General features: G+C 32.6%; 19 protein-coding genes and 2 pseudogenes. 18 read left to right on the forward strand and 3 right to left on the reverse strand.

Annotation, left to right across the window (positions count from 1 at the left end; translation table 11 throughout):
• Positions 1-10 precede the first annotated feature (10 nt).
• Complete coding sequence (locus QWY99_RS19980) at positions 11-499, forward strand: IPExxxVDY family protein (protein ID WP_264286518.1); 489 nt, start codon at positions 11-13, stop codon at positions 497-499.
• A gap of 5 nt (positions 500-504) precedes the next feature.
• Positions 505-1,935 (forward strand): pyruvate kinase, encoded by a 1,431-nt coding sequence (gene pyk / locus QWY99_RS19985; RefSeq protein WP_290267466.1) that lies wholly within the window; start codon positions 505-507, stop codon positions 1,933-1,935.
• A 70-nt stretch (positions 1,936-2,005) separates the two neighbouring features.
• On the opposite strand, the gene QWY99_RS19990 is transcribed toward pyk, so the two are convergent.
• Together QWY99_RS19990 and QWY99_RS19995 are read right to left on the reverse strand one after the other, a co-directional pair.
• A complete protein-coding gene (locus QWY99_RS19990) occupies positions 2,006-2,464 on the reverse strand; it encodes an OsmC family protein (RefSeq protein ID WP_290267467.1) in 459 nt (152 codons plus the stop codon).
• A gap of 47 nt (positions 2,465-2,511) precedes the next feature.
• A complete protein-coding gene (locus QWY99_RS19995) occupies positions 2,512-2,745 on the reverse strand; it encodes a hypothetical protein (RefSeq protein ID WP_290267468.1) in 234 nt (77 codons plus the stop codon).
• Positions 2,746-2,910: 165 nt separating this feature from the next.
• Here QWY99_RS19995 and QWY99_RS20000 point away from each other — a divergent pair, with 165 nt between their 5' ends.
• The 3 genes and pseudogenes from QWY99_RS20000 (at position 2,911) to QWY99_RS20010 (ending at position 5,022) form a co-directional block, all read left to right on the forward strand.
• Positions 2,911-3,963, forward strand: a complete 1,053-nt coding sequence (locus tag QWY99_RS20000) for an aldose epimerase family protein (protein WP_290267469.1) — start codon at positions 2,911-2,913, stop codon at positions 3,961-3,963.
• Positions 3,964-4,024: 61 nt separating this feature from the next.
• Positions 4,025-4,213: pseudogene (locus tag QWY99_RS20005) on the forward strand (sodium:solute symporter family transporter); the annotation flags it as partial.
• Between the two features lie 199 nt (positions 4,214-4,412).
• Positions 4,413-5,022: pseudogene (locus tag QWY99_RS20010) on the forward strand (hypothetical protein).
• Between the two features lie 13 nt (positions 5,023-5,035).
• Here the strand turns inward: QWY99_RS20010 and QWY99_RS20015 are convergent.
• Positions 5,036-6,298, reverse strand: a complete 1,263-nt coding sequence (locus tag QWY99_RS20015; RefSeq protein WP_290267470.1) for an NAD(P)/FAD-dependent oxidoreductase — start codon at positions 6,296-6,298, stop codon at positions 5,036-5,038.
• Between the two features lie 101 nt (positions 6,299-6,399).
• Here QWY99_RS20015 and flxA point away from each other — a divergent pair, with 101 nt between their 5' ends.
• The 13 genes from flxA (at position 6,400) to darH (ending at position 18,477) form a co-directional block, all read left to right on the forward strand.
• Positions 6,400-7,920, forward strand: a complete 1,521-nt coding sequence (flxA, locus tag QWY99_RS20020) for a flexirubin biosynthesis tyrosine ammonia-lyase FlxA (protein WP_290267471.1) — start codon at positions 6,400-6,402, stop codon at positions 7,918-7,920.
• Positions 7,921-7,954: 34 nt separating this feature from the next.
• Positions 7,955-9,157, forward strand: a complete 1,203-nt coding sequence (locus QWY99_RS20025; protein ID WP_290267472.1) for a WG repeat-containing protein — start codon at positions 7,955-7,957, stop codon at positions 9,155-9,157.
• A 28-nt stretch (positions 9,158-9,185) separates the two neighbouring features.
• Positions 9,186-9,917, forward strand: a complete 732-nt coding sequence (gene flxB, locus QWY99_RS20030) for a flexirubin biosynthesis SDR family reductase FlxB (RefSeq protein WP_290267473.1) — start codon at positions 9,186-9,188, stop codon at positions 9,915-9,917.
• Between the two features lie 20 nt (positions 9,918-9,937).
• A complete protein-coding gene (locus tag QWY99_RS20035; protein WP_290267474.1) occupies positions 9,938-11,173 on the forward strand; it encodes a beta-ketoacyl-[acyl-carrier-protein] synthase family protein in 1,236 nt (411 codons plus the stop codon).
• Positions 11,166-11,420 (forward strand): acyl carrier protein, encoded by a 255-nt coding sequence (locus QWY99_RS20040; RefSeq protein WP_290267475.1) that lies wholly within the window; start codon positions 11,166-11,168, stop codon positions 11,418-11,420. The genes QWY99_RS20035 and QWY99_RS20040 overlap by 8 nt, the downstream gene beginning before the upstream one ends.
• Positions 11,420-12,307, forward strand: coding sequence for a lysophospholipid acyltransferase family protein (locus QWY99_RS20045; RefSeq protein ID WP_290267476.1), 888 nt, complete (start codon positions 11,420-11,422; stop codon positions 12,305-12,307). Before QWY99_RS20040 ends, QWY99_RS20045 begins: the two co-directional genes overlap by 1 nt.
• 62 nt (positions 12,308-12,369) lie before the next feature.
• Complete coding sequence (locus tag QWY99_RS20050) at positions 12,370-14,013, forward strand: phytoene desaturase family protein (protein ID WP_290267477.1); 1,644 nt, start codon at positions 12,370-12,372, stop codon at positions 14,011-14,013.
• 53 nt (positions 14,014-14,066) lie between these two features.
• Positions 14,067-14,969 (forward strand): NADPH-dependent FMN reductase family protein, encoded by a 903-nt coding sequence (locus QWY99_RS20055; protein ID WP_290267478.1) that lies wholly within the window; start codon positions 14,067-14,069, stop codon positions 14,967-14,969.
• A gap of 10 nt (positions 14,970-14,979) precedes the next feature.
• A complete protein-coding gene (gene darB / locus QWY99_RS20060; protein ID WP_290267479.1) occupies positions 14,980-16,113 on the forward strand; it encodes a dialkylresorcinol biosynthesis protein DarB in 1,134 nt (377 codons plus the stop codon).
• Positions 16,113-16,544, forward strand: coding sequence for a hotdog family protein (locus QWY99_RS20065; RefSeq protein ID WP_290267480.1), 432 nt, complete (start codon positions 16,113-16,115; stop codon positions 16,542-16,544). The genes darB and QWY99_RS20065 overlap by 1 nt, the downstream gene beginning before the upstream one ends.
• An 8-nt stretch (positions 16,545-16,552) precedes the next feature.
• Complete coding sequence (locus QWY99_RS20070) at positions 16,553-17,014, forward strand: hotdog family protein (protein WP_290267481.1); 462 nt, start codon at positions 16,553-16,555, stop codon at positions 17,012-17,014.
• Positions 17,015-17,074: 60 nt separating this feature from the next.
• Entirely contained in the window at positions 17,075-17,479 is a 405-nt protein-coding gene (gene DarG, locus QWY99_RS20075) for a flexirubin biosynthesis protein DarG (RefSeq protein ID WP_290267482.1), read from the forward strand.
• Complete coding sequence (darH, locus tag QWY99_RS20080; protein WP_290267483.1) at positions 17,479-18,477, forward strand: BtrH-related acyltransferase DarH; 999 nt, start codon at positions 17,479-17,481, stop codon at positions 18,475-18,477. Before DarG ends, darH begins: the two co-directional genes overlap by 1 nt.
• Positions 18,478-18,499 lie beyond the last annotated feature (22 nt).

Raw genomic sequence — 18,499 nt, forward strand, 5'->3', positions numbered from 1 at the left:
TTTTCAGGCAATGGCTATTCATAAATTAGAATTAGGCGAATTTGATGAAATTGATTATAATTTGATTGCCATACATACTTCAATGGAGGACTATAGATTGGCATATTTTATCAATCAAAATTTCCCAGTTCTTTTAAGTAAAAGTAAAAATGAAATTCAAATCAATGTGAAAGAAGGCGAGACACATTTTTCACGATTTGATTACTATGACGAAGAAAAAGAACTTTACTGGGATTTAATTCAAAATAAAAACGAAGTCATTCAAAATACACCAAATGACAATCAGGATTTATTTTCAGACACTTCGATGGAAGTAGCCACAAAAGTATATTTACTACCTGAATTTAAAAAAGTTGATTATTTTTTAAAGATTGAAAAGAGTGAGGAAGCTTTCGATATATTAAAAATACAACAAATATTAAATACCATTGATACTATCTCAACGGTTTATATAGTTGATACAAATAAAATAAAGTCAAAAAACAATTTAATTTTTTAATAGAAATGCTTACAAACAAAAAAACCAAAATTGTAGCCACACTTGGCCCTGCATGTGGTACTAGAGAGATCATAAAAGACATGATCGAAGCAGGTGTGAACGTATTTAGAGTTAATTTTTCGCATGCAGATTATGAAGGTGTAAAGGAGAAAATCAATATCATTAGAGGACTTAACGAAGAGTTTGGCTATACCACAGCTATTCTTGGAGATTTACAAGGTCCTAAACTTCGTGTAGGAGTTATGGAAGAAGGTGTTGTAGTAAACGATGGTGATATAATCACTTTTACTACTGCTGAAGATATCATCGGTACTGCCAAAAAAGTTTTCATGAAATACCAAAACTTTCCAAATGATGTAAATCCTGGAGAGCGTATTTTACTTGATGACGGAAAACTTATTTTTGAAATCCTTACAACAGACAAAAAATCTGAGGTTACTGCTGTAGTTATTCAAGGTGGTGAACTAAAGTCTAAAAAAGGAGTTAATCTTCCTAATACAAAAATATCTTTACCTGCATTAACTGAGAAAGATATTGCTGATGCCATTTTTGCTATTGAACAAAAAGTAGATTGGATCGCTCTTTCATTTGTAAAAACACCACGTGACTTACAAGACTTACAAGAGTTGATTGCAAAACACTCAGATGTTAAAATTCCAATCGTTGCAAAAATCGAAATGCCTGAAGCATTAGAGAACATGGATAAGATTGTTGCTTATTGCGACGCTCTAATGGTTGCTCGTGGAGATTTAGGAGTTGAACTTCCTGCTCACGAAGTACCATTAGTTCAAAAAGAATTAATCCGTAGAGCTAAAACTGCTCGTATTCCAGTAATCGTTGCAACACAAATGATGGAAACAATGATCACTAGCTTAACACCTACACGTGCTGAAGTAAATGACGTTGCTAACTCTGTTATGGATGGTGCTGATGCTGTAATGCTTTCTGGTGAAACTGCTGCAGGAAATTATCCTGTTCAAGTTATCCAAAAAATGACACAAATTATCGAAGCAGTTGAAGACTCTCCGCTAATTCATGTTCCACAAAACACACCACAAATTAAAACAAAACGTTTTATTACTAAAACAATTTGTCAGCAAGCGGCTATTATGGCTAATACTATAAAAGCTAAAGCAATTTGTACACTTACAAATAGCGGTTATACTGCTTTCCAAATTTCGGCTTGGAGACCATCTGCTCATATTTTAGTATTTACTTCAAACAAAAGAATCTTAACTCAATTGAGTCTTTTATGGGGAGTTAAATCTTATTACTATGACAAAGATGTAAGTACAGACGACACTGTAATTGATGTGAATCAAATCGTAAAAGATAAAGGATATGTTGTAAAAGGTGATTACTTAATCAACTTAGCAGCAATGCCTATTAAAGACAAAGGAATGGTTAACACCGTGAGAGTTTCAGAAATAGAATAAAACTACTTTCTTTTCAAAATATTAAATCCGTCTTGTATTCTTACTCGACGGATTTTTATTTTATACTAATTTAAACGGCTTCACAAGTCGCATTGTGTAAAATTGGAAAATTACATGAATTGGCTATAAAACATAATTGGTTTGCTTTTTTATGCAATTCTAGTGCTAGTTCAATTTTGTCCGGATCTGTAATCGTAACTTTTGGATTTAATCGAACTTCCGTAAAACGTCCGCTTCCATCAAACTCAACTTCCAAAATAGCCTCTGCATTATCTGAATAAATAAGTACCTCAACCCCATTTTGACTACAAACATAGAAATAAGACATCATGTGACACGAAACCAAGCTACTTAGCAACATATCTTCTGGATTGTACAGTTCTGGATCGCCTTTAAAAGCTTTTGCAGCTGAGATGCTCAAAACAGGTTTGCCTGCAATCTGTATCTCATGATTTTTAGAATTCTGTCCCTTCTCGTTGTTATTAGACTGCCATTGGGCCGTTGCTTTGAATAAATGTTTAAATCCCATATTTTCATTAATTTTAAAAACCTCAATCTCAAAATCAACACCCAGTTTTAAATCTTGACTTTGGCCTTTTCGATAACCCGAACTAAGTCCCTATCGTTTGGAATTATATACACCTCTCCTACTTTAACCTCTCTGTCTCTAAACTCAGTAATCACTTCATTTTCCAAACAAAAATTATTAAGTTCATCGAAAAAAAGAAAAATCCGCGCTTTAATAGTAATTTCAACACTTTTAATATAATATCCCCTTTCTTTAAGTTTTCTTATTAATGCTGTTCTCAATCGAAGCTATAATTTCTTTGTACTTTGGAATACCAAGATTATTCTGGATAGAAATTATATTCACATGAATATGGTTTTGATGCAATATACAAAAAACTGGTAGGTGCTGGTATGAATCATGTCAATATATACCTATTTTTGAATTTCATTTTTCACAAAAAAACAATGAAAATAAAACACAAATCACATTATACAGAAATAAACACAAAAGAAATCTTTGGTGTTTTACCAGACGCCACCGCTATTCATTCTTATAAATTGACTAACAGAAATGGTATGCAAGCCACTATTATTGACTATGGTGCCACTGTTACTTCTTTGATGATACCAATTAAGAATGGAAAACTTATCGATGTCGTTCTGGGTTTTGATAATTTAGATAACTATTTAAAATCATACTCGCTTTCAGATTCTCCTTATTTTGGTGCTACGATAGGACGTTATGCTGGCAGAATAAATAATGGAATTTTCACCTTAAATGACAAAACGTACTTTTTAAACAAGAACAATAATAATCACTCTATCCATGGGGGATTTATTGGTTTTTCACAAAAAAAATGGAAGATTGATAAGAGAACTGATGGCGAAAACCCGTCTATAACAATGTCTATTTTAAGCCCTGCTAATGAAGAAAACTATCCTGGAGATTTGTCTGTGAGTTTAACGTATACTTTATCTGAAAACAATGAATTGCAACTAGAATACAACGCAACTACAACAGCAGATACAATTATAAACTTAACCAATCATAGCTATTTTAATCTTAACGGACATGACTCTAGCGTTACAGATCAAGAAATTATTGTAAACTCTGATAAAATACTGGAAACTACATCCGATAACATTCCAACAGGAAATATACTAACTCTTTTAGATCATCCATTTGATTTTAGATCTCCTGCAAACTGTCCGTCAAACATTGATGATTCATTTGTGATAGAAACAAAAAATGATATTGCTGCCGCTCTTTATAGTCCGTTAAACAGATTGCGAATGACTGTTTATACCAACCAACCAAGTGTTCATGTATTTGTAGGCGGTAATTGCTCGGATAAAATTAAAGGAAAAGAAAACGCTATCTACCACTCTTTAAGCGGCATCTGCTTTGAAGCTCAAAATTTTCCTGATGCTCCAAATCAGAATAACTTCCCCAATTCGATACTTAAAAAAGAAGACAAATACCATCATCAAACGATTTACAAATTTCAATCTATTTAAAACCAAATAGCAATAACCAAGAAATACAACTAGTAACCATGACCAAAACCTTGCCGATTATATTGTTTTTATCATCTACTTCATTGCAGTATCAACTTATGGTTACACGATATATCGAAAACGCAAAAAAGATAAAAGAGATGCCAAAGCGTATTTTCTTGCTGAAGGTAATTTAACTTGGCGGGCAATTGGAGCTTCACTAATCGCATCTAAAATTTCGGCCGAACAATTTATCGGAATGAGTAGTGAAGTTCTTGCAAATTCATTAATAAAATAAAGAGCACTGTAAGGGCGCAATTCATTCCTATTTTTGCTACTTTACGGATAATTATTTAATAATTAAAACAAAAAAATTAACAAGATAAACAAGTGCATTTGTTAGTTGGTTTTAATTACATTTGGCTACAAATTAAAACAAACCTAACCATTTAAAACAAAGCAAAAAAAAAATGAAAAAACTAGTCGTTGCCTTTTTATTCCTCTCTATCGCAATGTCTGCACAAGACATGAAAGTTGTATCTGGAGATTTTAAATTCTTAAAAGACCAAAAAGAAATCAATGTTGAATTTGACTACAGCAAATTCACGGTGATGAAAGACAAAAAAACAGAAGCACAGTATATTGAAGACAGAGTAAAAGATTTAAATGAAAAGACAAAAGGAACTGGCGACATCTGGAAAAAGAAATGGAACTCTGCTAAAGAATTAACTTGGACTCCTAAGTTTTTAGAATTAATGCACGTTATTTTTACTAAAGAAGGTAAAGAAGTAAGTTTTCAAGAGGGCTTAACAAATGCTCCTTACACATTAATTGTTGAAACTGTTTGGATCTATCCAGGTTGGGATGCTTCAATAATGAAACAACCTGCAAAAGTATCTACTAATCTAAAATTTGTTGAAACAAATAACAAAATCGAATGTATTACTAGAAATTTCTAGCGAAGAAGCTCCAGGAGATCAATGGGGAAGCAACTTTAGTAACGAATCAAGAATTGGTGAAGGATATGCTAAAACAGCAAAATCGCTCGCAAAATTACTTTTGAAGAAGGCATATAAATAAAATACAAAAAACCCTAGTTTACACTAGGGTTTTCTTTTTGCTTGCTTTCCATGTTCAAAAGATAAGCCATATTTTTAATTACATTATCGTGTTTTTTCACAAATGGATTCTCTTCATCCCAAACATATCCTGCTAGAACAGCACAAATTTTACGCTTTACATCTGGATTTTCTGGTTGATGGAAAAACAAAGTTTGTAAATTCCCTGTGTACCACTCTTTCACATAAGTCGTAAAAACATTAATTCCACGCTTCATATATTCTGTGAATTCTGTTTCCCAGTTTACTTCAATACCTTGCGACTGTTTTAAATACAATTTCGCAGCAAGCATACCTGATTCGGTAGCAAAAGCAACTCCTGATGAAAATACTGGATCCAAGAATTCGGTACTATTTCCTGTCAAGGCAAATCCGTCTCCATACATTTTCTTTACAGAACGCGAATAATTCTCCAATTTTATAGGTTCGAATAAAAACTCAGTTCCTTCAAATCTTTTAATATAATAATCAGAAAGCTGAATTGCGTTTTTTAATGCTTCGCTATTATTTTTATTTTCAGAAAGTGAATTGATAAAATCTGTTGGCCCTACAACACCCAAACTTGTATTCCCGTTAGAGAAAGGAATCACCCATAACCAAACTTCAGTTTCAAGAACATCAAATGAAATTAATGTCCCCTCTTCACCCTCTGGTCTATTAATATCCTTTACATGTGTAAAAATAGAAGAGTGTGGATCTAAAGCCGATGGTTTATCCAAATCTAAAAGTCTAGGTAAAACTCTTCCGTAACCACTTGAATCTATAATAAACTTGGCATGAATTTCTTTTAAGTTTCCATCAGCATCTTTTACAATTGTTTTTGAATTACTTCCATCAAAAGAAACTTCAATAACTTCAGATTCAAATTCCAAATCAATCCCTTTACGAATTAATTCTTGAGCCATTGTATTATCAAAATCAGCTCTAGGCACTTGCCATGTCCAATCCCAACCTTCAGAAAATTTATCAGAAAAATCAAAAACACAAATTTCATTTCCTCTTATAAATCGTGCTCCTAATTTTTTTTCAAAATTCATGGCATTAAGACTATCAAATAATTCTGCCTCTGCAAAATGATCCATTACTCTCGGTATCAAACTCTCACCAACAACTATCCTAGGAAATTTAGTTTTCTCTACAACTTTTATTTTGCAATTATTCTTACGTAAATAAGCGGCAGATACACATCCAGATGGCCCCGCACCTATTATTAAAACATCTACAAACTCCTTTAACATATATGAATTGTTATTAATTATTACCTTACATTTGCCACCATCAAAATAACCACATTTATTTTAATAAATAAAATTAATTTAGCATAATCAAAAAGGTTTAAATGAACACAATTGGAGAATATTTAAGTTTAAAAGAATTCGAATCCATAATTTTTGGAAATAGTAAAATTGACATCAGTGAAGCTGTCTTAGATCGAGTAAATGAAAGTTTTGCTTTCTTGAAAGAATTCTCAGGCAACAAAGTCATATATGGTGTAAATACTGGTTTTGGGCCAATGGCACAATATCGTATTAAAAATGAAGATCAAATTCAATTACAATATAATTTAATAAGAAGTCACTCTTCTGGAACTGGCAAACCATTAAATGCTGCTTGTGTAAAAGCAGCAATTTTAGCACGACTAAATACACTTTCTTTAGGAAATTCTGGTGTACATCCATCAGTAATCCATTTAATGAAAGAATTTATAAATAAAGATATTACGCCTTTAATTTTTGAACATGGAGGTGTTGGAGCAAGTGGAGATTTAGTTCAACTATCTCATTTAGCACTAACATTAATAGGCGAAGGTGAAGTTTTTTACAAAGGAGAAAGAAGAGCTACAAAAGATGTCTTCGAAATTGAAAACCTGTCTCCAATTCAAGTAGAAATAAGAGAAGGTCTTGCGCTTATAAACGGAACCTCAGTAATGACAGGAATTGGTGTAGTAAATGTACATCATGCTAATAAATTATTAGACTGGTCTTTAAAATTCTCTTGCACAATCAATGAAATTGTACAAGCGTACGATGATCATTTTTCGGAAGAATTAAATCAAACAAAACGTCATAAAGGACAACAAGAAGTAGCTGCAAGAATGAGAAAAAATCTTTCAGACAGTACTTTAATCCGCAAAAGAGAAGACCATTTATATACGGGTGAAAACACTGAGGAAATCTTCAAAGAAAAAGTACAGGAATATTATTCTTTAAGATGTGTACCACAAATTCTAGGTCCTATTTTAGAAACTATCAACAATGTTAGTTCAATCCTAGAAGACGAATTCAACTCGGCAAATGATAATCCTATTATAGATGTAAAAAACAAACATGTATATCATGGTGGTAATTTCCATGGGGATTACATTTCATTAGAAATGGACAAGCTAAAAATTGTAGTGACTAAACTTACAATGCTAGCAGAACGTCAATTAAATTATTTATTGAATTCTAAAATAAATGAAATCCTTCCTCCATTTGTAAATCTTGGAACATTAGGATTTAATTTTGGAATGCAAGGGGTTCAGTTTACTGCAACCTCAACAACTGCCGAAAACCAAATGTTATCTAACCCAATGTATGTACACAGTATCCCGAACAATAACGACAATCAAGATATCGTTAGTATGGGAACAAATGCTGCCGTGATTACTGCAAAAGTTATTGAAAACTCATTTGAAGTTTTAGCTATCGAACTGATTACCATTGTGCAAGCAATTGATTATTTAGAACAAAAAGATAAAATCTCATCTGTGTCTAAAAAATTATATGATGATATTAGAGCAATTATACCTAAATTTAAAGAAGATCAGGTAATGTATCCTTTTGTTCAAAAAGTAAAAGACTACCTGATAAACAATTAATTTTTTTCCATTATTAATCTTGAATCTTAAAACCATGAAAAAAACATCTATTTTTTTGTTGCTATTCTTTATTCAATTTGTTAATAGTCAAGAACTAGCATTAGTTAAGAAAAACGGAAAGTTTGGATATCTTACCAAAGAGGGAACATTTCGTATTGAACCTATGTACAAAAGTGCCAAAAGCTTTTCTCAAGGCTTGGCCGCTGTAGAAGATAATGGAAAATGGGGATTTATAGATACTAAAGGAGCATGGGTTATTCCTGCAACTTTTGATAATGTTAAAGAATTTAATGATGGTATATGTATTGTATCCAAAGATAAAAAATGGGTATATATCAATACCAAAGGAGAGATTCAAATTGCACCACCTTCAGATAAATTATATGATTTTGGAGATGGTGTAGCTTTTATAAAACAAGGAAACAAAGTTGGATTAATCAATCCAAAAATGGCAATTGTTTTAGAGCCCAAATATGATGCTATCAAGCCTTTCCAAAATGGCTTTGCAAGAGTTGCCAACAATAAAAAATGGGGTATTATTAATACTTCTGGCAAGGAATTAGTAGAACCTGCATATGAGGAAATAGGCAATTATTTTAAAAATACAACTTGGGCAAGAAAAGATAAAACCTTTGGCTTAGTGAGTGCTGGAAGTTTTATTCCAGTTGATGGTGCTGAAAAAATTTGGGATTTTGATACTCAGGATTTAACTTATGCTAAAAAGAATGGAAAAGTTGGATTCATTGACCTAAAAGGAAATTGGACAATTTTACCTATCTACGATAAAGCAAAAGCATTCTCAAAAAATTTAGCTCCTGTTTGTATAGGTTCAAAATGGGGATTCATTAACCCAAAAGCAGAATTTATTATTCCGCCAACTTATAGTGATGCCGAAGTTTTTAGTTCAAATGGACTGGCTCCTGTAAAAGAAAAAAACTGGGGATTTATAAATGAAACAGGAAAATTGGCAATACCAACTCAATATGGTATAACTGCAAATGGACTTATCATTTCCCTGTTTATGCAACAAGACAAGGGATTTATAGACGGTCTTGCAAGAGTGAAAAATGAAGGAAAATGGGGGTTTCTTAAACCAGACGGAACCGTATTAGGCAACCAATGGTTTGAAAACGCAGAACTATTTTCAAAAACAGAAAAAAAAGAAACAAATGAAGTCGCTACCGATAAGCCAAAAGCCGAGGTAAAACCAAAAGCTGTAAATAAAAAAAAGCGATAACATACAATAAAAAACAAACCTTACCTATATGAAATGTGCATTAGTAACTGGTGGTTCAAGAGGAATTGGGAGTGCTATTTGTAAAAAATTAGCTGTAGATACAAAGTACCACATTCTGATTAATTATCATTCAAACAAAATCGCTGCCGAACAAACACTTGAAGAAGTAGTAAAATTAGGCGCAACTGGAGAAATTATACAATTTGATGTTTCTAATTTTGAAGACGTTCAAAATGTTTTAACCAAATGGCAGGATGCAAACCCAGAGGCCATCGTTGAAGCAATTGTAAATAATGCAGGAATTACAAAAGACGGGTTATTTATGTGGATGTCACATGAAGACTGGAATGGTGTTATGAATACAAGTGTAGGTGGTTTTTTTAACGTTACACAATTTTTTATCCAAAAAATGCTTCGTAATAAATACGGACGTATTGTTAATATGGTTTCTGTTTCGGGAGTAAAAGGTACTCCGGGTCAAACTAACTATTCTGCCGCAAAAGGCGCTATAGTAGCTGCAACCAAAGCATTAGCTCAAGAAGTAGCCAAAAGAAATATTACGGTAAATGCCGTCGCTCCTGGATTTATAAGAACAGATATGACAAGTCAATTAGACGAAAAAGAGTTATTAAAATTAATTCCTGTCAATCGCTTTGGAGAAGCAGAAGAAGTGGCTAATTTGGTCAGCTTTTTAGTTTCTAACAAATCAAGTTACATAACCGGAGAAATTATAAATATAAACGGTGGGATATATTCTTAAAAATTACTATAAAAAAGAAGATGAATAGGAGAGTTGTAATTACAGGAATGGGAATTTACTCATGTATTGGGACTTCATTAAATGAAGTAAAAGAATCCTTATATAATGGGAAATCGGGAATACAATTTGATGCCGAAAGAAAAGAATTTGGTTTTCAATCGGCCTTAACAGGTATGGTTCCCAAACCAGATTTAAAAAGTTTATTGAACCGAAGACAGCGTATGAGCATTGGCGAAGAAACCGAATACGCTTATATGGCTACTATCGAAGCGTTGAAAAATGCTGGAATCGATGATTCTTTTTTTGATGACAATGAAGTAGGTATAATGTATGGTAATGATAGCGTTTCTAAAGCCATTATCGATGCAACCGATATTGTTCGAGAAAAAAAAGATACTGCCTTAATTGGTTCTGGAGCTATTTTCAAGTCGATGAACTCAACCGTTACTATGAACCTTTCAACAATTTTTAAGTTAAGAGGTATTAATTTAACCATAAGCGCAGCTTGTGCAAGTGGCTCTCACGCTATAGGTCTTGCTTATTTCTTAATAAAAAGCGGATTTCAAGATACCGTAATTTGTGGTGGAGCACAAGAAATCAACAAATATGCCATGAGCAGTTTTGATGGTTTAGGTGTTTTTGCTACCGGAGATGGAGACCCTACCAAGGCATCAAGACCTTTTGACTCTGGTCGAGATGGTCTAGTTCCTAGCGGTGGAGGTGCAACTTTAATCCTAGAAAGCTATGAATCGGCAATAAAACGCGGAGCAACTATAATTGCTGAAGTTGCTGGTTATGGATTTTCATCAAATGGAGGACATATTTCAACACCAAATGTTGAAGGACCATCTACAGCAATGCAAAGAGCACTTGATGATGCAAAATTAAATGCGTCAGATATTGATTACATAAATGCGCATGCTACCTCTACCCCTGTTGGAGATGAAAACGAGGCAAAAGCAATCTTTGAAATTTTTGGAAAAAGCAATCCCCCAGTAAGCTCCACTAAATCAATGACTGGGCATGAATGCTGGATGGCGGGCGCAAGCGAAGTTATCTATTCTATACTAATGATGCAAAATGATTTTATTGCCCCAAACATCAATTTAGAAAACCCAGACGAAGCCGCAGCTAAATTAAATTTAGTTAAAACTACGTTAAATAGAAAAATTGATATATTTTTGTCCAATTCCTTCGGGTTTGGAGGAACAAATTCTGCACTGGTAGTAAAAAAGTTTAAATTAAATAATGAATAAGCAAGAGATAATAGAAAAGATTAATGGTTTTTTGGTAGATGAATTTGAAGTTGATAATGACGACATTGAACCAAATGCTAATTTAAAAGATACTTTAGGATTAGATAGTTTAGACTATGTCGATTTAGTAGTATCAATAGAATCTAATTTTGGTGTAAAATTAGTTGAAGTTGATTTCGTTGGCATAGCTACTTTTCAAAACTTTTATGACCTTATCGAAACCAAACTAAAAGCCAAAGCTGCTTAATGAGTAAATGGGATGGTAAATCAAAAGGTACCGTTTTAGGCTATAGAATATTCGTTTTTTTAATACAAAAAGCGGGGATTAAAGTAGCCTATTTCCTTTTGTACTTTGTAGCTTCATATTATTTCCTTTTCCTAAAAAAAAGTAATCAAGCCATCTTTTATTATTTTAATAAAAGACTAGGTTACTCGTTCTTAAAATCCAAAAGAATGGTTTTCAAAAGTTACTTTACTTTTGGGCAAACTATAATTGACAAAATCTCCATTTCTGCTGGAATGAGAGAACAATTTACTTATGAATTTGACGGAATCGAAACATTAAAAAAACTACTTGCCGAAAAAAAAGGTGGGGTTTTAATTAGTGCCCATATTGGAAATTTTGAAATTGCCGAACATTTCTTTGGAGAAATCGACATTGATTTTCAAATCAATTTGGTCACTACCGACTTGGAACATTCTGACATAAAAAAATATCTAGAGAGTGTTACCAAAAAACCAACAGTTAAGTTCATAATTATAAAAGAAGATTTGTCTCATATTTTTGAAATCAATGCGGCTTTAAACAGAAACGAACTCATCTGTTTTACAGGTGATCGTTACTTTGAAGGGACAAAATCATTATCAGATAAATTATTAGGACAAGAAGCAAATTTTCCTGCAGGACCATTTTTAATTGCTTCCCGATTAAAGGTTCCTGTAGTTTTTGTTTACGTAATGAAAGAACCAAACTTACACTATCATTTGTATGCTCGCGAAGCCGTTGTAAAACACCGTGACGAAAAGGGATTACTGAGTGCTTACATAGAAAACGTTGAGTCTATGCTCGAAAAGTATCCTTTACAATGGTTCAACTATTTTGATTTTTGGAATCAATTTAGCACTAAAAAATAAAGCAACTTTACCCTAAGTTAAATAAGACTTACTTTACACTTAAACGATTCTAAAATTAATGCATGGAAGAATTTGACACAATCATAATTGGTTCAGGAGTTGGTGGCTTGGCTACAGGAATTTGTTTAGCAAGAGCTGGACAAAAAGTTTTAATTCTTGAGCAACATTATGTTCCAGGTGGTTGGAGTCATAGTTTTACTTTAAAAGGGCAACGTTTTAGTCCCGGTGTACATTATGTAGGGCTTATAGACAAAGGAGCTTCTACAAATAACCTTTATCGTGGCCTAGGAATTGCGAATGATATGGTTTTTTTTCGAATGAATAAGAAAGCATATGAACATTGTCTAATTGGTGACAAAACATTCGACTTACCTGCAGGTGTAGTTAATCTCAAACAAACACTTACAGCCCATTTTCCTAAAGAAGAAAAAAACATAAACGAATATCTTACATTAGTACAAAGAGTCTGTTTTGAATTGTTATTAATTCCAAAACTAAAAGGCTTTTGGCAAAATATAACTGTACCCTTTAGAACGAAACATTTTGGTAAGTTTGCTTTATTCCCTTTAAAAAAAGTAATCGGTTGGCATATTAAAGACCCCATCTTAAAAGCGGTACTTAATATACAATGCGGTGATCACGGCCTTTCGCCAAATAGAGCTTGTTTTCCTGTGCATTGTTCTGTAATGGGGCATTATTTTGATGGCGGATTTTATCCAATGGGTGGCGGTGGAGGCATTGTAAAAGCAATGACAAATGGTATAAAGAGACACGGAGGAGAAGTTCGTGTAAAGCAAAATGTAAAAAAAATAATTGTTCAAAACAAAAAAGCTGTTGGAATTGAGCTCGAGAATGGAAACACCATTTTAGCAAAAAATATTGTTTCAAATGCTGACCCTTCAATTACCTATTTTAATTTAATTGGTAAAGAATACTTAAGTAAATCACTTATTAAGAAGCTAGAGAAAACTAAATACTCTGTAACTTCATTAATTTTATTTTTAACATTAGACATAGATGTCACTCAATTTAACATTGATTCTGGTAATATATGGATGATGAAAGATGAAAATGACGATGCTAATTTTGAAAGCTTAATGAATGATGATGTCACTTCTGGCGATTCATTTCCAGCCGTTTTTATAAGCTGCACCACCTTAAAAGATCCTGCAAGTTATAACGGGAGATATCATAATTTTGAAATCGTTACCTACATAAACTACGATAACTTAAAAGATTTTAATGGTTTAGAAGATTATCATACCGAAGAATATAAAATCTTCAAAGAAAAGATTACCAATAAACTGATGAATAATGTTGAGAAAATCATTCCCAATGCAAAACAATACATTGTTCAAGCTGAATTAGGAACACCAAAAACAAATGAGTTTTATATCAATTCAACGAAAGGAAATGTATATGGAACCGAAAAAACATTAAATCAGGTTGGCCCTTTTTCATATAAAAACAAATCCGAAATAGACAATTTATTCCTTTGTGGAGCCTGCACACTTTCTCATGGTGTAGCTGGCGCAACATATTCTGGAGTAGCTGCGGCCGCACAAATTCTGAATTGTACATCCGATGACTTATTAATCGAAGATGCAAGTCAGGAAATAAGAATCTATGACGCTGAGGATGAGTCAACTTGGCCAGATTGGGTCCATACAAAACGAACAGATAAAATAAGAAAATTCGTTTCATAAAAATTAATTACTTTTGCCAAAACCAGAAACCACTACCAAAAGCCACAACCAAAATGAAAAATGTCCTTTTTATCTATTATTCTCAATCGGGACAACTAGAAAGTATAGCGCGAAAAATTGCGAAGCCTTTCTTAGATTCAAATGAGTTTAAAGTAACTTTTCATGAAATCCAATTAGAAAAGCCGTTTCCGTTTCCTTGGGATAAAGATTCTTTTTTTGATGCATTTCCTGAATCCTTTATGCAAATTCCAACAGGATTAAAACCAATTCCTCAAGAAATATTAAATACAAAATTTGACTTAGTGTTATTGCATTATCAAGTTTGGTATCTATCTCCTTCTATACCTATTAATTCATTTTTAAAAAGTCCTGGAGCACAAAAAATATTAAACAACACTCCTGTTGTAACAATAAGTGGTTCTAGAAATATGTGGATCATGGCACAAGAAAAAGTTAAAGTCCTACTAAAAAAAGCCAATGCAAATTTAGTTGGGAATGTAGCTTTAGTAGATCGTGTAGGAAACTTAATTAGTGTAATTACAATTGTAGAATGGATGTTCTCTGGTGTGAAAAAAAAATATTTAGGTATTTTTCCTTTGCCAGGTGTTTCAGAAAAAGACATTCAAGAATCCTCAAAATTTGGAGATATCATTGCATCAAATTTAAAAGAAAACAACTTAAAAGATCTGCAATCCAAACTAATAGAAAATTATGCTGTCCGTATTAGTCCTTATTTAGTAACAGTAGATAAAACTGCCAATAAAATTTTCACTAAATGGTCTGGGTTAATTTCAAGAAATAATAAAAACAGAAAGGTACTTCTTAAAGTATTTTACGTTTATTTATTCCTTGCAATTTGGTTAATATCACCAATAGTGTATATATTGCACGTTCTTACATATCCTATTAAAATCAATAAAATCAAAAAAGAAACTCAATATTACCAAGGAGTTTAGAAACCATATTATGTCTGAAGTATATATTACAAAAGCCGCAAAATATTTGCCAAACGAAGCTGTTACAAATGATGAAATGGAAAGTTATTTGGGACTTATCAATGATGCCGTTTCAAAAGCGAGAAGAATCATTTTACGCAATAACAAAATTGTAAGTCGTTATTACGCAATAGATAAAGAAGGAAAAAGCACGCATAACAATGCGGAGCTAACCAAAAATGCTATAACACAATTATTTGATAACGATTTCACTCCGCAAGACATGGAAGTTCTTTCATGCGGAACCTCGACACCAGATATATTTTTACCATCTCATGCCGCAATGGTTCATGGATTGTTAAAAAACAAATCTGTTGAATTAAACTCCTCATCAGGAGTATGTTGTGCAGGAATGAATTCATTAAAATATGGTTTCCTTTCTATTCGTTCAGGGAATTCAAAAAATGCAGTTTGTACTGGATCTGAAAAGGTTTCATCATGGTTCCTGTCAGAAAAATACAGTCCTGAAGTTTCTAATTTAAAAAACTTAGAAGAGCTACCTATAATTGCTTTCAAAAAAGATTTTTTAAGATGGATGTTATCTGATGGTTCTGGTGCTTTTTTATTAGAAAATAAACCTAGAGGCCCTATCTCTTTAAAAATAGAATGGATGGAAGCTTTTTCATATGCGTATGAATTAGAAACTTGTATGTATGCTGGAGGAGAGAAATTAGAAACTGGTGAAATAAAACCTTGGAGCGATTATTCTCCCGAAGAATGGTTAAATCAATCTGTATTTTCTATCAAACAGGATGTGAAATTACTAGATCAATTTATCCTAACAAAAGGAGCAGAAAGTATGGGTATTGCAATGAAAAAAAATAACATTACTGCTGATCAAGTTGATTATTTCATACCACACGTTTCTTCTCACTTTTTTGTTGAAGGTTTAAAGAAAAGCCTTGAAGAAAATAATGTTGGAATGGCTGATGAAAAATGGTTCATGAATCTTGCTCGTGTTGGAAACGTAGGTTCTGCATCTATTTATCTTGCTGTTGAGGAATTAATGAATTCTGGAAAATTAAAAGTTGGTGATCGTATTCTTTTATCAGTTCCAGAAAGTGGAAGATTCTCTTTTGCCTATGCTTATTTAACCGTTTGTTAATGGAAAGAACTTTACTCTTAGAAAAAAAAGCTGTCGAAAATTTATTACCACAAAAGTTCCCTTTTGTAATGGTAGATAAGATGTTGTCATTCAATGAAACATCTTTAGTCTCTGGCTTAAAAATTCAAAGTGAAAATATTTTTTCAGAAAACGGGACTTTTCTAGAAGCTGGATTAATAGAACACATGGCACAATCTGTGGCTTTACATACTGGATATGTCTTTTTTTTAAAACAAGAAAAAGCACCTACAGGCTATATTGGTTCTATCAAGCAAATTGATATAAAGAAGCTACCAAAAGTTGGCGATGAGATTCAATCGACAATAACAATTCTACAAGAATTTGCTGGAATAACACTAGTAGATATTGTTACTACATTAAATAATGAAGAAATCGCAACCGGTCAGATGAAGACCGTTTTAGCCAAATAATATAGTAAATGGACACTTCAGTAGACATACGAAATTATCTTCCACATCGTGAGCCTATGCTCATGGTCGATTTAATTCTTACAATAGATGCCCTAAGTGTAGAAACTGTTTTTTTAATAAAAGAAGATAATATTTTCGTTGATAAAAACACCTTCATCGAAGCTGGATTAATTGAAAATGTAGCACAAACCTGCTCCTCTATTGTTGCGCAAAAATATTTTGCCAAAACAGATGAAGAAGAAAATGTGAGTGTAATAGGATTTATCAGTACACTGAAAAATCTTAAAATATATCAATTACCAAAAGTGAATAATAGTATAATTACACGAGCATCCTTGGTTTCAAAATTTGTTGGAGATGATTATACATTATGTACCATGAATTGCGAAAGCTTTCATGGAGAAGTACAACTTATAGAATGCGAGATCAATTTGTTTATTCAAAAAACAAATTCGTTAGTAAAAAATTAATTTTGAATTATTTTTTTGTTCTAACTATTGATGCTTTTAATTTACTCAATTAACTAATACATGGAAAAAGAAAAAGTACCACAAGACAATGGTAATCTAACCAAAAACAACATGAAAGAACTTGTATATGCAACCGATGAAAACGGCGATTATACAACTGCTTTAAGTACTGGTTGGGAGCCTAAAACTATTGCTCTTTCAAATTCTATTGATGAGATAAATGAGCGTATTGCAGACGCAAAATCACAAGTAAGAAATGGAGAAGCAAGTCCGATTTGTTACTTTATGGAATTGAACCGAATGGATCTTCTTATTCTTTCCAATTATGTAGGCATGTGGAAATGGCGTATAAAAAGACATTTTAAACCTGCTATATTTGCAAAATTAAATGACCGTATTTTACAAAAATATGCTGATGCCTTTTCGATATCAGTATCCGAATTAAAAAATTTTAAAACAGATTAATGCAAACCACTTTTACACATCATCAATCGGCACATTGCGAAAATGGAGTAGCTTCAAATTTGCTGAAAAATAATGGTTTAAACTTAAGTGAACCTATGGTTTTTGGCATTGGTTCAGGACTCTTTTTCGTATACTTACCTTTTATAAAAGTTAATTATGCTCCTGCGATAAGCTATAGAACATTACCTGGTCAAATTTTTAGAAGAGTTGCTAATAGGTTGCATTTAAAAATAAAAAGACAAAAATTTTCATCAGTTTCTAAAGCAAACCAAGCTTTAGATGAAAATCTAAAAAATAATATCCCAACAGGATTACAAGTTGGCGTTTATAATTTAAGTTATTTTCCCGACGAATATCGCTTTCATTTCAATGCTCACAACTTAGTGGTTTACGGAAAAACCGATACCGATTATCTTATAAGTGACCCAGTAATGGAAACCGTTACAACACTTACCCATGATGAATTAGACAAGGTTCGTTTTGCTAAAGGTGCTTTTGCTCCAAAAGGACAAATGTATTATCCTATTCATATTCCAGATAATATTGATTTAAAAAATGCAATCATCAAAGGAATAAAAAACACTTGCCGAGACATGCTTGCTCCTATGCCAATTATTGGTGTTAAAGGAATCAGATTAGTTTCAGGTAAGATCCGAAAATGGCCACTTCAACACGGAACCAAAAAAGCCAATCATTACTTAGCACAAATAGTTCGTATGCAAGAGGAAATTGGAACTGGTGGTGGAGGATTTCGTTTTATATATGCTGCTTTTTTACAGGAAGCTGCTGTTGTGTTAAATAATGAAGAGTTGAAAGTCTTATCGAAAGAAATGACAAAAATTGGAGATTCATGGCGTGATTTCGCTGTAGAAGCTTCACGAATATACAAAAACCGAAGCGCCAAAAATGATGCTTATAATACTATTGCTGACCAACTTTTGGACATTGCAAATAGAGAAGAAGTATTTTTTAAGAAACTAAAAAAAGCCATTAGCTAATATATTTTGCATCCTATTATAC

The sequence above is a fragment of the Flavobacterium branchiarum genome, assembly GCF_030409845.1.
In the GTDB taxonomy this organism is placed as follows: domain Bacteria; phylum Bacteroidota; class Bacteroidia; order Flavobacteriales; family Flavobacteriaceae; genus Flavobacterium; species Flavobacterium branchiarum.